Source organism: Calothrix sp. NIES-2100 (genome assembly GCF_963875285.1).
Classification (GTDB): domain Bacteria; phylum Cyanobacteriota; class Cyanobacteriia; order Cyanobacteriales; family Nostocaceae; genus Aulosira.
Window position 1 is genome coordinate 7,772,452 of the sequence record NZ_CAWNLA010000001.1, and the last position, 15,260, is coordinate 7,787,711.

The following is a 15,260-nucleotide window of genomic DNA, read 5'->3' on the forward strand; positions in this document are numbered from 1 at the left end:
GGCAACTGTTTTGCTTATATTTTTAAGGATTATTTAGAATATAAATTAATCGCAACAGCTTTCTTCTCAAGATATAGGATAACGCAGAGAGATACAGAATTATGGTGTAATATTTGAACTGGACATTATAGGAACTGATACAATGTGTAACTTAACCTTGAGCATCACAATTTACTCTAGGACTAATATCTAAGACAATAATAATTTTGTCTCTATCGTAAATAATATAAATTATACGATAATCAAGTACATAAATACGCCATCCTTCAGTTGTAGCTATTCTTCGACAATCTAACGGTCTAGGATTTTCAGCAAGTTTCCAAATATGCTCGAGAACTAGTGAACACTCAAACTCAAGTTGACGATTAAATAAATCTGTCAACTGTTGAAGAGCAGGGCATTCTTTGATAAAAATTTTATACAATTTCAATGCTCCTCTTGAATTTTAGTAACTGCTTGCGTAAGCGGAATAAACTTATCTTCACAAATCCGGGCAGCTTTAAAAGCACGAATAGATTCTTCTTCCTCCTTATCTAAAACTACTTGCCCAAAAGGAATAGCCTTAGACTCAAACACCTGAGCAGCTAAATAGGCACGAATAGATTCTGATTCTTCTAAAATTATTTCACGCTTTTTTTTCATAATGGGTGTTTTGTGTTGCAAAAAACCTTCAAGCTGAATTGAACTGCAACCCATATCAAAAGCAAACTCAATCGGAGAACTTCCACCCAATTGCGGCTCGTAGAATCCTAGTGCCTCATAAAACCCAGTAGCAAATGTGATTGCTGCATTGTCCCCTATTGAATTATTCATGCCTATTACATAATCAATATGTTGGACAATTGCCTCTGTTTGAAATTCAGAGTAACAGGCATTCAGCAACACACATTCTATTTGACTAGAAAACAGACCAAAAAGTCCAGCCAGTGCTTCTCCTCTTACTAATTTTCCTTTTCCAGTTTCATCCTCAAACAATAATCCTTGTTTCCCTACACCATGTCCACAAAAATGGACAATGTGTGGTTGATACTGTAACAATGCTCGACGAATATCTTTTGGACGTACCCCAGAACAGGACTTGAGTAAAAAATTATCGCGATATTTAGACCCTCGCAAAGCTTCTTCAATCTCACGCACTTCTTGACCCAAACGTAGGCGTGCTGTTTGGCTGGGATTTGCTGGCAGAACCAAGATTGTTTTTTTCATGTAATTAAACTTTAAAAAAAATGTGAATATAGCGGTTTTCGGTTGAGTCCAATACACTCTTGCGGGCACTGCCGTGCCCCTACCCGCCACCATATAATTTTGTATTGCATCCAACTGAGAATCGCTATATCAGTGCGTTCACACTTTGTAGCACTTTCACCAAAGAAAAATCTGTAATCCTTGTTTCAAAGCATGTTTCGTAATATCAAAGTTAATATTTTCATGAATACTGGTATAACAAATGCACCAATTAATCTTCAATGCACCAATTAATCTTCTCGATCAAATAATTCTAACAAACCAACTGTACCGACAAAAAAAGTATAAATAGCATATTGGATTGGCATCTGATTTCTCGAAGGTGCGTAAAAAGCTGCTATAACCGCTTCAATAATATGACAGCTAACAGCAAAGCGCTCAAACCAAAAAATAGGATTTAGACTGCTTGGTACTTGAATCTCAGTTGCGATCGCATAAATATTCCACAATTCCAAGCCTATTGCACCAGTTATGAGGATTGTAGATATAACTTTGATTATGGGCGAAATTTTTGGCTTTATATCCTGGAAATTCATGCTTTTCACCAAACTGTTAATGATTAATATCATCACACACGAAAGACGCAAAGAATTAATACTCTGAATTTCAGAGTATGAGTGTAATTTTTTTAATTAAAAGAGATTTAAATATACGCGAATATCAACATACTTTCTTATCCCAAACCTAGTAAATCTGCACGAGGTTTAAAGGTTTCAATTTGGCGGATTTTTTCATATAGTTCTTTTTCTTCATCACTAATAGTTTTTGGCGTAACGATTTGAATTTCTACTAATTGATCGCCACGTTTACCACCTTCATTAGGGTAACCTTTATTCGCCAAGCGGAATCTTTGACCGGATCTAACTCCTGGGGGAATGGTCATTTTTACAGGGCCATCTAGAGTTGGTGCTTCTACCTGTCCTCCTAAGACAGCCTCACTGGGAGTTACAGGTACTTGGCAAAAGATATTAGAACCGTCTAGTTTAAATAAAGGATGCGGCTCAACGGTAATTTTTAAGTATAAGTCACCGCCGCCAATGCCTTGGTTACGTAGCCGGATACTTTGACCTGTGACCATACCAGCTGGCATACTGACTTCAAGCGATCGCCCATCTTCAAGTCTAATCCGTTCATTACCACCAACATAAGCTTTTTCTAATGGTAGAGTCAATCTGGCTTCGATATCCCGACGGGCTGGGCGTGGTTGGCTCTTAGGTACTGTGTACTCTACTCTACTTTTAGGGGTACGAAACGGATCGCTATCTGTGTTGCTAGCTGACCCATTTCTGCTGTTTTTACGTCCACCAACACCGATGACTTGGTTAATAAAACTTTCAAAATCTGCAAATTGGCTAGGATCTACTTCTTGATTGTTGTCGCGGTTGTTAGCGCGATTATTCCAATCTTTAGCCTTTGGTGTTTGCTTGTTAGCAAAGCCTTTTTGCTTCCAGTAGCGGCTAAACTGGTCGTACTGTGCGCGCTTGGCTGGATCGGAAAGGACTTCATAAGCCTCACCAATATCCTTAAATTTTTCCTCAGCGGCTTTGTTCCCAGGATTCAAGTCAGGGTGGTACTGTCGTGCTAAGCGGCGATAAACCTTTTTAATTTCTTCACTTGAGGATTCTTTAGGTACTCCTAAAATCTCGTAGTAATCGCGAAAATTCTGCAAATTTTGCATAGTCAGTTATTCAACTTTAAATTTTAGATTTGAGATTTTGGTAATCAGTCATGGGTGCTGTTAGTTGTCAGCTATTTTGCTCAATACCGCTGACTAATAACAAATTACCAATTACCAATTACCAAATCCGAATTTTGAAGCAATTTCACTCGCTTTTTTGCACTACTAGACCGATACGCTAGCTTCTGAGTACTACAACCAATCGTCATCATCGTCATCCCAGTTATCCTGGTAGCTGGGACGAGGTTTGCGAGAAGACCGATTGTCAGAGGAGGAGGAACGATTATCTCGGCCATAGTCTCTGTTAGCATCCCTGCCATAATCCCTGGTAGAATCCCTGCCATAGTCTCTGTTAGAGTCTCTGTTAGCATCCCTGCCATAATCCCTGGTAGAATCCCTGCCATAATCCCTGTTAGAGTCTCTGGTAGAATCCCTGCCATAATCCCTGTTAGAGTCTCTGCCATAGTCCCTGGTAGAATCCCTGCCATAATCCCTGTTAGAATCCCTGCCATAGTCTCTGGTAGAATCCCTGCCAAAGGAATCATTCCAGTATGAATCTCTCGGAGAATCCCTTTCCTTATCTTTGTCGCCACCAGTGAAGATATCGCGAATAGTACCAAATAAGTCGTCATCTTCGTCCTCAGCATAATACTGGCGGACTTCCCGGTTTAGCTCATACAAAGCATCTTGCAAGTCGGAGTAAGCTTGATCAATTCCGCGATCGTCGTTATCTTTTAAAGCATCCTTCAGTTCGCGAGATATATTATCAATGCGTTGGCGGCGACTACGCGCAAACTGCATCCCGAATTCTAGCGCCACTTCTCTGAGTTGGCGTTCTGCTTGACCAATCAATCCCTCAGCACGAGTGCGTTTTTCTACTCGTTCTTTGCGTTCTCGGTCGATATCAGCATATTTTTGCGCTTCCTGAATCATCCGGTTCACTTCTGACTCGCTCAAAGTCGAAGCACCTTGAATAGTGATACTTTGCTCTCTACCAGTAGTTCTATCTAAGGCTGTTACTTGTAAAATGCCGTTAGCATCTACATCAAATGATACCTGAATTTGAGGAATGCCTCTTGGCGCTGGGGGTATACCATACAGCTTGAAACGTCCTAAAGACTTGTTATTTGCTGCCATTTCCCGCTCGCCCTGAACTACGTGGATTTCCACAGTGTTCTGGTTATTTTCTGAGGTAGAGAAGATATCAGAACGGCGTACAGGGATGGTGGTATTGCGGGGAATTAATTTTTTCATCACACCGCCGATGGTTTCCAAACCCACAGATAAGGGCGTGACATCCAACAGCAGCACATCTTTGAGTTCCCCTGACAGAATACTAGCTTGAATGGCGGCACCGACTGCGACTACTTCATCGGGATTGACATTTTCGCTTGGTTCTGCACCAATCAGGTCACGCACTAACTGCTTAACCATTGGAATTCTGGTAGAACCGCCTACTAAAACCACTTCTTCAATGTCTGCGGGTGAAAGACCAGAATCTTTCAAGGCGCGTTTGACTGGTGTGCGCAAACGTCCGACCAAATCACCGCACAAATCCTCAAATTGAGCGCGAGTGATGCGAGTTTCCAGATGTTTGGGGCCATCCTCAGTCGCGGTGATGAAAGGTAAGTTAATATCGGTAACGCTGACAGCAGAAAGTTCAATTTTGGCTTTTTCCGCCGCTTCCATCAGCCTTTGTAAAGCTTGGCGATCGCGTCTTAAGTCTACCCCTTCTACTTCTAAAAATTGCTCTGCTAACCAGTCTACAATTTTTCTGTCAAAATCATTACCACCAAGCTGAGTATCTCCACTAGTGGCTTTAACTTCAAAAACCCCATCACCTACATCTAGAATCGATACGTCAAAGGTGCCACCACCTAAATCGAATACTAATATAGTTTCCGTATCCCCCCGATCCAAGCCATAAGCTAAAGAAGCGGCTGTAGGTTCATTCAGAATCCGCAATACTTCTAAACCAGCAATTCTGCCAGCATCGCGAGTGGCTTGGCGCTGGGAATCATTAAAATAAGCAGGAACCGTAATTACTGCCCCTGTGACTTGTTCACCCAAATAGGTACTAGCGTCATCTGCCAATTTCTTCAGCACCATTGCCGAAATTTCTTCAGCCGCGAATTCCTTATTCAACCGGGGACAAGCAATCTTAATATTACCGACTTCGTCTTTGCGGATAGTATAAGGTACGCGCTTCGATTCTGGATTTAGTTCACTATACCTACGCCCAATAAAGCGTTTCACCGCGAAAAAAGTATTTTGGGGATTTAGCACAGTTTGTCGCCGCGCCATTTGTCCCACAACTTTTTCGCCTTCCTTGCTAAAGCCAACAACGGAGGGGGTTGTGCGCATTCCTTCTGCATTGGCAATCACCACCGGCTTGCCACCCTCCATCACGGCGACTACTGAGTTGGTTGTACCCAAGTCGATGCCGACTACCTTGCCCATGCGTTACTCTACTCCTAATGTGTCTTACTATATATATTATGATTAGGCGAGAATGCCTCTAGCTTTTTGCTCTGGGATAAAAACCCCTCAAAGGTATAATAGTCATTATTCATTATTCAGGTTTAAAGGATCGGGATTTTAGCGAAAGCAGCTAGTTGCAAGACTAGGATAACATTGACAATGGTTGGTGTGTTCAAACACGCTCTATTCCTGTTTTCCAAAGATTTTACTGGTTAATAGTCATTGGTCATTAGTCATTAGTCATTAGTCATTCGTTCTCCCCTATATCTCTCATCCCCGTGTCCCCCTCCTCACCTGTTGTCTACAAACTTTGATATTGCAGCTTTATTTAAACAATTGAGTTTAAAAGAACGATTACAAACTTACCTAACAGCAATAGCGCGAGAACGTGATCCCTACATGGCCACGGCTGGACATTTTTTTGTCCAAGAATATATTCGACAGCAATTTGCCCAATGGGGAAGTGTGGAAATCCACACCTTTGAAGCTGGGGGTAAAACCTGCCAAAATCTCATCTTAAATTTACCTGCTGAAGCTAAACGGCAAAAACGGAATTTGCCACCTATTTTAATTGCTGCGCACTACGATGGCGTACCGGGAACAGTAGCCGCTGATGATAATGCTACAGGTGTGGCGGTTTTATTGGAATTGGCAAGCAAATTTGCTGTTGAGCCAGCCAGATATCCCATAAGGCTGGTAGCTTTTGATATGGAAGAATATGGCTTACTAGGTAGTGCTGACTATGCAGCTTTGTTACGCCAGCAAAAACAACCATTACGCTTGATGTTGTCTTTAGAAATGCTGGGTTATAAAGATTCTACCCCTGGTAGCCAGAGTTATCCACCCCCGCTAGAACGTTTTTACCCAAATACCGGTGATTTTATTGCTTTAATTGGGAATCTGCGGACTATACCTGACTTAATTAGCATGAGTCGGAGTATTCGCCAAGTTGGTGTATCTAGTCAGTGGCTACCAGTACCGAATCGAGGTTTAATTGTGCGGCAAACTAGACTCAGCGATCATGCACCTTTTTGGGATGCAGGTTATCCCGCAATTATGGTTACAGATACGGCATTTTTACGTAATCCACATTATCATAAACCGAGTGATGCGATCGCGACTTTAGATTTAGACTTTCTCACAGGTGTATGTGCAGGGCTAGAAATTGCCATTCGGCGGTTATAACCCCTAGTTTCCCAGGCTAAAATCTTCGGCATTGCTAAAATTGCTAGACTGCGATCGCGCATTTGGACTTAAGCTAATTAAATCATCGATATTGAGCTTCATTGTCTTGCAAATCGTATCTAATGGTAAATCGTTAGCATCATAACCAAAAGGGTTTTCTATTTCTAAGCCAATAGCTTCAATACCAAATAAAGTAAAACTGACTACAGAAGTAATTATACCAGTCCACCATCCCAGACTACTCACCATTTGAAAGGGTAGCAGCAGGCAGTAAAGTAATAACAGTTGCTTAAGATGAATAGCATAAGCAAGTGGCATAGGTGTTCTTAAAATCCGCTCGCAAATTCCTAAATTATCTACCAGAGTATTCAATAGCTCTTGCATAGATATTAACTGGTAGCTATTTAGGCAATTACGATTATATTGTCGTTGTAAATAATCGCCAATCCAAAACGCCACCTCTATGGGAGGATTATTCATAATCTTTAGTTCCAAATACATCGAAGATGGCATTAATTCTCGTAATTCATGGTTTACGGGTTCCCCTCGTAAATGTAATTTGATTGCTACAGCAAAAGCGACTAATAGATATAAAGCTGTTTTTTTATCTTTTCTATCCTCTGGGGAAATTTCATCAACACTCACCCAGATTTGTCGCGCCAAATTCCTGACAGTATTGACTATAGAACCCCAGCTTTTTCTTCCTTCCCAGAAGCGATCGTATGCTGTATTTGTCCGAAAAACTAGTAATAAACCTAAAACAATACTGGGAATCACACTCCCTAAAATAGGTTGGGAAACGGGGAATTTAAAATAGTGAAGTATGGAAATAATAGTACCGAAAATTCCACAACATATAACATTTTTAGAAATGGTTTTGAGAACCGACCCTTTAACCTGTAGAACGATGGGAAGTTTGAGTTTTTTATCATCCGCCATGCAACTTACCTAAATAACCGTTCACGATTGATATTTTAGAAATGATAACTCTAGGTGTAGCCCAATTGACAATGATAATTCTATCGAATGCTGACTATAGCAGTCCTAAATAATTCGCGATCGCTTAAATACCCGACTTCTAGAAGAAGTCGGGTATCTGGAAGAAGGCTACCTATAGCCTCCTCTAGCAGTGTTTATGTCTCTCGACTGATTAATTACGCTGTCACAGTCAACATAATAATCAGGTATAAAACAGCTGCAAGGAAAAATCATGACTGAAGACTTCAACAAGGGCGACAAGGTAAAGTGGAATACAGCCCAAGGTGAAACCACTGGCGAGGTTGAGAAAAAATTGACTTCGCCTACAGATATCAAAGGACATCATGTCGCTGCTGCTAAAGACAATCCCCAATATTTAGTCAAAAGCGACAAAACTGGGAAAGAAGCTGCTCATAAACCTGATGCTTTGGAAAATATTGAGGAGTAGTTTGACTTGATGAGTAAAGATGTCAAATCAGCTATCGATGAGTTTTATTCCTCAGTCAACATGACAGCAAAAGAATTGGAATCTTGGCTGAAGACTGAGGAATCTCAATCTGTAGGGCAAAAAAAGGACGACGATGAATCAATCGGACATAAATCCGTAAGCGCATCGAGGAGTTGTTTAACTCCTCAGAAGTAACTAGAGTTCAGCCAAACCAGTGCGATGGTTCTAATCCAGGCTGAACTTTTTCACATAGATGATGGCTAATCCAATCTGACTTGTCTTTGAAAATGGAGTAAATTCCTTGATGAATCAAATTTTGGACATGGAGTTGTTGCTCTAAAGGACTACGGGGTCGCTTGTAGTTTAGCAAGCACTCTTTTTCTGCTTCGTCCAAGGGAAGCCCTTCAGAAATTGTATAAAACAAGCAAGGAATCCGGTTGAGGACAAAGGCTATTAACTCTTGGCGCAAGTCAGGAATTGCAAAAGCTTGTTGATACGGGTGATATGGATATGTATCTAATACACTTTCAATCTCTCCTAAGACTGTTTGTTGTGTTAAATTAACTACCGTTTTCATAAATTTCATCTCCTTTATTATCCAGTCAATAACTTGTACATGAGCAAATTTTCTAGGCGGTAACTTTGACAAAAGAACCACCTACAAGTGATTTACATTAAGAGATGGCCAAACCCTGAATCTAAAATGCTATCTCGGTAAAATTATTAAACATCTATGTGCTGTCTATGCAAAAGTTAAAAGTTATACTTAATACCAGTAGAACCTTTAGAAACAGCACTTACTACAGTGGGAATGTACCGATGTTTTGTCTATCTAACTTTAATTATTCCAAATTTTCAATTTAGTATCAGGAAACTACACAAAACGCAGCATAAGTTTTTAGGGATCAATTCGTTTGCTCAAAAAATTGAATTGATTGTTGCCAAATCTTAACCAACCTTAACATTATCTGGAAGCTACAAAGAAAGGTAGAGAGCATCAGGAAAGAACTATCAATACAAACTGTAGTTTTGGGTTGAGCAGCCAACTCTAAAAACCCGAATTCGCAATATATGACACGAGAACCAAAGCGTCTATAGCCTAAGTCCCTACCTTTAAAAGAACTTCCACAAAGCAGTGGCTTCTCTGCCATGAACATAGCTGCTTTTGGAAATGACTGATGGAATTAACTGTACTTCTTACTAACCGATTTTGATATTTGAATTCCTGAGCCGAGAAAGATTATTGTTTTGTACATTCATTTAGCAAATTCCTAAATTAGTAACTTACTATACTGAAAAACCAGTCTATTCATAGATACACTGATTCGGGAAAAAAGTTGAAAAAGTTAACAGTAAGTAAAAGCATGTACTACAGGGGATTATTAATTTCAAAAGTAACAGCTATGCCCTAAAAAATCGTAAATTCCCTGATAATCCTCCACTTCTTTTATACTTTAGTAAAAAAATAATTTGTAATCTTTACTTTTTATATATTTTTGTTACAAAAACTGATAAATATCAATGATAGCAACTATAAAAATGATGGCGACAAATGGATTCATCTCAGGGACTAGCAAGAAATAAATTATCCAGAGGAAGCAGATGAGGAATCATCTGATGATCTCTTCACTTTCACTCATTGGATCATTTAATATCGGCAATTAACCAAAAAAACCTGTCTCAATAGTCTAGAGACTTGCCCACAAGCCAGATCTAAATCGGCAGAGTGATGATAAACGATGTACCCTGACCAGGGATTGACAGGCAATTAATTTGTCCATTGTGTTTATTGACGATAATCTGGTGGCTGATAGCTAATCCTAGCCCTGTTCCCTTGCCTACAGGCTTGGTTGTAAACGATGGCTCAAAAATTCGAGCTTTCACTTCTGGAAGCATTCCTGGGCCGTTATCTTGGATGCAAATGGTTACAGTTTCTTTGTGGGTATCAACAGATGTAGTGATAGTGATAGTCTTTGCTTGGGCAACTACCTGTTGAGCAGAGTGCTTGCGATCGCATTCTTCAAATGCATCAATAGCATTGGCGATGATATTCATGAATACCTGGTTTAGCTGTCCAGGATAGCAAGTTATCGGGGGTAATTCACTATATTGTGTGACAACTTCGATTTTAGAGCGATGTCTATCGACAAGCCGCTTCGCGTCTACGCCATTGCCCTTGAGCCGATGTTTTAATAGCATTAAGGTGCTATTGATGCCTTCATGAATTTGATATTCTATTTTAGATGAGATATCCGAACGCGCAAAAGTTCTCAGTGATAGGCTCATTTCCTTCAGGCGATCAATTCCTTGAGCCATTGATGCCAGCAATTTGGGTAGATCCTGAGTAATATAATCTAAATCGATTTCATCAACTAGCTCATCAATATCCTGATCTCGATGAGGTAACTTTTCCTGATAGAGATGTATCAGGCGCAGTAAATCGTTAACATATTGCTCAATATGAGAACAATTGCCGCTAATAAAACCAACCGGATTATTAATTTCATGCCCAATACCAGCAACTAGTTGTCCTAAGGTGGACATCTTCTCACTTTGGATGAGTTGTAATTGGGTTTGTTGTAACTCTCGTACAGATTGAGTTAATTGGGCGGTACGTTCTTGCACCCGTTGTTCTAATGTTCGTGTGAGATGGGAAATTTTCAGGTGTAACTTTAATCGGGCTATGACTTCTTCTTGTTGGAAAGGTTTGGTAATATAATCAACCGCACCAATTTCCAGCCCTTTGACTTTGTCTGTCGCATCAGCTAAGGCAGTCATAAAAATGACCGGAGTATTTTGCGTATGGGGATTAGCTTTCAGCCGGCGGCAAGTTTCAAACCCATCAATACCTGGCATCATCACATCCAGGAGAATGAGATCGGGATGGGCGTATTCTGTTTGTTCAATCGCCGATTCTCCATCTGTAGCCATGAGTGCTTTCCAGCCACATCCAAGAATCGCTTCTGACAGCACTTTAAGATTGTTGGGATTATCATCCACCAAAAGGATATGCATTGGTTTTGTAAGCGGATCGGCGATCATTGATGTGACTCCGTTGTGACAAAAGATTTTAGGAATTTACGGATTTTTGCGGTTTGAAAATTGCTAGTGAGTTTACTTAACTCAGTTGCAAAAGCATCTAGCTGGCTATTTTGCTGCATTAGCTCTTCTATAATTCCCTCTATTGTCGGAATATCTCCCATCATTGCCAAATGATACAGTTGTTGCAACACTTCTTGTGATGGTAGAACTAATTCAGCCTCGCCTGTCTCCTGAGATTGGGAAGATGAGGTTACAGATGCAGATTCAGCATAAATCCACTCAACTTTGAGCAGTAATAGCAGTGCATTAAATAGTTCATCAATTTGTAGGGGTTTGGGTAAAAATGCTGTTGCTCCTGCTTGTAAACTGCGTTGGCGATTTTCCTCGAAGACGCTAGCAGTAGAAACAATAATCGGAATATTAGAAGTTTGCGGATTTTCTTGTAAGTGAACCATGAGTTCAAAGCCATCCATATTCGGCATGGCTAAATCCAACAAAATCACATCTGGGTGATGTTCATTTGCCATTTCTAGCCCCTGTTTACCATCGGTTGCTTCCAGAGTTTGACAGCCAATTCCTTGCAGCAAACTTGTCAACATTGAACGGTGGTTAATATCATCATCGACGATGAGAATTTGCGGTGTACTACCCCGAATGCCGATGATTTTCTGATGAGTTGGGCTAAGTGCGCCGATCTGCCAATCGTGGGAAACTGGGACTGGAACTGTCAATTCTAGCCAAAAAAGACTACCTTCACCCAAGTGACTCTGCACCTGAATTTGACTTTCCATCAATGTTGCAATTTTTTGACTGATTGCTAATCCTAAGCCAGTACCTTCAGATTTTCGCCCAGCTTCGCCTACTTGCTCAAAGGGCAAAAAGATTTTTTCTAGTTGGTCTGGGGACATCCCAATACCTGTATCTTCAATCTGAAAGCGAATCTTCTGGTGTGTCATTTGTCCATTGTCATTTGTCATTTGTTTCAATTCTTGACCAATGACTAATGACGAATGACTAATGACTTCTACTTTGAAAGTGACGCTACCGTTGTCTGTGAATTTGATAGCATTGCCTAGTAAGTTGATTAACACTTGCCTGAGCCGCTTTTCATCAACTTGAATGGCAATTGGTAAGTGATCGTCTATGAATATGTTAAATCCAATCCCTTTCTGCTCAGCGCGGATACTACAAATTTCGGTGACACCATGTAAAAAGCTGGACAAATTTACAGTATTCGCCACTAATTCTAATTTACGCGCTTCAATTTTTGAGAGGTCGAGAATATCATTAATCAGCATCAGGAGATGTGTCCCACATTGGTAGATAATGCTGACACCTTCCAGGTTTTTCTTGGTCATGTTGGGTGCTGTTTCTAGCACCTTAGCAAAACCCAAAATGCCATTGAGTGGTGTGCGTAACTCATGACTCATATTGGCGAGAAACTCGCTTTTAGCTTGGTTAGCAGCATCAGCAGCTTGCTTAGCTTCTAGCAGTTCATGTGTTCGCTCTTCCACTTTGAACTCTAGAGTTTTGGAATAATCCAAAAGTTGATTGTTAGCAATTTCCAGTTGCTGATTTGATTCTTCTAGGCGTTGTTGTTTATAAGCATTAGTGGTGGCAATTACAGCGCTGATGAATGCAGCTAAAGCAGGTGTGACTGGAATCAAAATCCCATCCAAGAACAGCCCATAGCCACCAGCCAGACATAGGCCACTGATACCAACAGTTGCCCAGAGAATTTTACCCCCAGGAATCCGCAGCTTGCTACTAGATAACAACCAACTACCACCGGAACCGATGACAGACCAAAATACAATCCACAGTGACAGAGAAATGCCGGAAACTCCATGCAAGGTTCCTTTGCCTGTTTTTGCCCCTGTTACCAATTGATGGGCAATATTGGCATGAATCACAACACCAGGCGTAGGTTTTTGCGCAGATAACCAGGAAGAGAAAGGGGTACTGAAAAAATCATTGGTACTCGAAGCAAACGAACCAATAAACACCATGCGATCGCGCATCAGGTTGACGGGAATTCGTCCGGCTAAGACATCGCGCATCGCCACTGTGCAAAATGCGGCTTCGGAACCATGCCAATTGAGGAGAATTTGATAGCCGCCTAAATCAGCATCCGCATAGCCTGCTTCCTGATTGCTCAGTGGCTGATAAATTGCTTTGCCTAATTGAAACTTTTGCTGCTGGGGGTTAATACTTTCTAAGGTAATTTTATCAGCTTCCAGGTACTTGAGCGCCACCATAGTTGCTAAACCCGCTTTGAGTGTGCCTTGCTCTTTGGCATCAACTGCTGTCAACAAAGCACGGCGCACAAAGCGATCGCCATCTAACACCAAATCGGCTAATCCTACTTGATCGAGTTTCTTTAATTCCGGCGGCGGCTTGACACGTTCCCCGGTGATTTTCTCCACACCAATTAAATTGGGAGTGGTGCGGAAGATTTTCACTAGTTGCTCATGTCCGCTTCCTTCTGGTAAATCTCGATAGAGATCCAAGCCAATGGCTCTCGGCTGCTGCGCCCGAACTTTTTCTATTAATTTTGCTAATGCCCAATCTGGAACTGGCCATTTACGCACCGATTGGATATCGCGCTCATCAATGGTGACAATGACAATTTCATCAGCGATCGTTTCTGGCGATCGCTGACGAACCCATTCATCGCGAATTTTCCATTCTAGTAAATTGAAAAATCCCAACGACTGCCCGACAATTACAATCAAGGCAACACTGGGAGTAATAATCAAAATACTACGAGTGCGTTGGATTATGCTCTGGAATTTGCGCCACATATTTGCGCCATAGGTTAGGGAGTAGGGGGCAGGGGGGCAGGGGGGACAAGGGAGATGATGGAGATGAGGGAGATGAGGGAGTGTGGGGAGTTTTCTTCCCCATCTCCCCTCTCCTCCCCATCTCCCCCATCTCTTACCCAATGCCCAATGCCCCATGCCCCAATTTTTATTAATTCGTAGATACTGCTATGTTTGCTGTCGCAATATCTTTCAAGCTTACTGAGGAGAGGAGTTCCTCCCATTGCTTAGTAAGATTCACATCGGTGGGTTGGGCACTGTGTAGGGCTGCAAGTGTTTCCACGCAGTCATACCAAACGCCGTTTTGACCAAAAGCTGCTGCCCGTTTGAGTGCATCTTCTTGCTGCATTGCTGCTGCTAACTCAGCACTAGGCTGGATGCGCTGAATCCAACCATCAACATAAGGTGTACTGGGGCTGAGTTGTCCATCAACTTTGATAGCCAAAAACCAATGGTAGTTTTTCCCTACGGCTAATGCGGGTGCATCGGCTGGTAATTTGACTGCGATTACTCCGGCTTTCCCCGCAATGGGAATGGTCATTTGATGCTGTGTATTGCCAGCTTCATCCTTGAGGCTAAACACAGCTTCTTCTGCATTAGAAGCAGGGAGATAGACCAGAATTGTGGGATGTTCCGACACCGTTGTGCCATAGAAGTTCTCGGGTAGGAGTGCAATTAAGGCTGCTGGGCCTGCTGCGCCTACATTTGCAGGATTTAAGTAGTAAGTACCAAGGCGAGAAGCTCCACTACTTGTCTGTTGAGGAGTGCCTTTACCTGCTGCGGGTGTAAATAGCTCACCTCGGGAGGCTCCTCCCGCTGCTTGTTGGGGCGCTCCCTTGCCTGTGGCTGGTGTAAATAGTTCACCTCGCGAAGCTCCTCCCGCTGCTTGTTGGGGCGCTCCCTTGCCTGTGGCTGGTGTAAACAGGCTACCTCGCGAAGCTCCTCCACTTGCTTGTTGGGGTGTGCCCTTGCCTGTGGCTGGTGTAAACAGGCTACCTCGCGAAGCTCCTCCAGTGGCTTGGCTGGGAGAACCTTTTCCATCTCTCGGTGTAAATAAACTACCACGGGAAGCTCCTCCGGTTGCTTGGCTGGGAGCGCCTTTTCCAGAAGCAGGTATAAAGAAACTACCACGGGAAGCTCCCCCGGTTGATTGGCTGGGAGCACCATTGTTAGTTGGTGGGGTAAATTTCACAGCATGGGCACTATTCCATGTACTGCTAGCCAGTAGAGCAATGATGCTCAATGTACTAGCTAAATATCGACGTTTCATGATGTTGCACCTTAGGTGAGAAAAAGTAATACTAAGTAGGCTGATTCTGATTGTGGGGAGAAGCTGGAAAATAACTTTACTTAAAAGTCAAATGAGTAAATACTTAACTAG

Annotated in this window: 13 protein-coding genes; 3 read left to right on the forward strand and 10 right to left on the reverse strand. The window is 41.9% G+C overall.

Features of this window, described 5'->3' with window-relative positions:
- Positions 1–151 precede the first annotated feature (151 nt).
- From AACU32_RS31700 to dnaK, 5 genes are all read right to left on the reverse strand, one after another.
- Positions 152–424 carry a type II toxin-antitoxin system RelE family toxin gene (locus AACU32_RS31700; RefSeq protein WP_096605721.1) on the reverse strand — a complete coding sequence of 91 codons (273 nt, stop codon included), beginning with the start codon at positions 422–424 and terminating at the stop codon, positions 152–154.
- Positions 425–426: 2 nt separating this feature from the next.
- Positions 427–1,320, reverse strand: coding sequence for a CHAT domain-containing protein (locus tag AACU32_RS31705; RefSeq protein WP_339378426.1), 894 nt, complete (start codon positions 1,318–1,320; stop codon positions 427–429).
- Positions 1,321–1,475: 155 nt separating this feature from the next.
- Positions 1,476–1,781, reverse strand: a complete 306-nt coding sequence (locus AACU32_RS31710; protein ID WP_339378427.1) for a hypothetical protein — start codon at positions 1,779–1,781, stop codon at positions 1,476–1,478.
- A 137-nt stretch (positions 1,782–1,918) separates the two neighbouring features.
- On the reverse strand, positions 1,919–2,923 hold the full coding sequence (locus AACU32_RS31715; protein ID WP_096605725.1) for a DnaJ C-terminal domain-containing protein: 1,005 nt from the start codon (positions 2,921–2,923) through the stop codon (positions 1,919–1,921).
- A 192-nt stretch (positions 2,924–3,115) separates the two neighbouring features.
- On the reverse strand, positions 3,116–5,383 hold the full coding sequence (dnaK, locus tag AACU32_RS31720; protein WP_096605727.1) for a molecular chaperone DnaK: 2,268 nt from the start codon (positions 5,381–5,383) through the stop codon (positions 3,116–3,118).
- 357 nt (positions 5,384–5,740) lie between these two features.
- Here dnaK and AACU32_RS31725 point away from each other — a divergent pair, with 357 nt between their 5' ends.
- Positions 5,741–6,589 (forward strand): M28 family peptidase, encoded by an 849-nt coding sequence (locus AACU32_RS31725; protein ID WP_096608261.1) that lies wholly within the window; start codon positions 5,741–5,743, stop codon positions 6,587–6,589.
- A gap of 3 nt (positions 6,590–6,592) precedes the next feature.
- Here the strand turns inward: AACU32_RS31725 and AACU32_RS31730 are convergent, their stop codons facing one another.
- Positions 6,593–7,528 (reverse strand): bestrophin family protein, encoded by a 936-nt coding sequence (locus AACU32_RS31730; RefSeq protein WP_096605729.1) that lies wholly within the window; start codon positions 7,526–7,528, stop codon positions 6,593–6,595.
- A 271-nt stretch (positions 7,529–7,799) separates the two neighbouring features.
- On the opposite strand from AACU32_RS31730, the gene AACU32_RS31735 reads away from it, so the two are divergent.
- On the forward strand, positions 7,800–8,015 hold the full coding sequence (locus AACU32_RS31735; RefSeq protein ID WP_096605731.1) for a hypervirulence associated TUDOR domain-containing protein: 216 nt from the start codon (positions 7,800–7,802) through the stop codon (positions 8,013–8,015).
- A gap of 9 nt (positions 8,016–8,024) precedes the next feature.
- Positions 8,025–8,210 (forward strand): DUF3140 domain-containing protein, encoded by a 186-nt coding sequence (locus AACU32_RS31740; protein WP_096605733.1) that lies wholly within the window; start codon positions 8,025–8,027, stop codon positions 8,208–8,210.
- Between the two features lie 7 nt (positions 8,211–8,217).
- Here the strand turns inward: AACU32_RS31740 and AACU32_RS31745 are convergent, their stop codons facing one another.
- From AACU32_RS31745 to AACU32_RS31760, 4 genes are all read right to left on the reverse strand, one after another.
- Complete coding sequence (locus tag AACU32_RS31745; protein WP_096605735.1) at positions 8,218–8,592, reverse strand: hypothetical protein; 375 nt, start codon at positions 8,590–8,592, stop codon at positions 8,218–8,220.
- 1,136 nt (positions 8,593–9,728) lie between these two features.
- Positions 9,729–11,057, reverse strand: a complete 1,329-nt coding sequence (locus AACU32_RS31750; protein ID WP_096605739.1) for a hybrid sensor histidine kinase/response regulator — start codon at positions 11,055–11,057, stop codon at positions 9,729–9,731.
- Positions 11,054–13,861, reverse strand: a complete 2,808-nt coding sequence (locus AACU32_RS31755; protein ID WP_096605741.1) for a CHASE2 domain-containing protein — start codon at positions 13,859–13,861, stop codon at positions 11,054–11,056. Before AACU32_RS31755 ends, AACU32_RS31750 begins: the two co-directional genes overlap by 4 nt.
- Before the next feature lie 169 nt (positions 13,862–14,030).
- Entirely contained in the window at positions 14,031–15,149 is a 1,119-nt protein-coding gene (locus AACU32_RS31760) for a DUF928 domain-containing protein (RefSeq protein WP_096605743.1), read from the reverse strand.
- Positions 15,150–15,260: the final 111 nt, after the last annotated feature.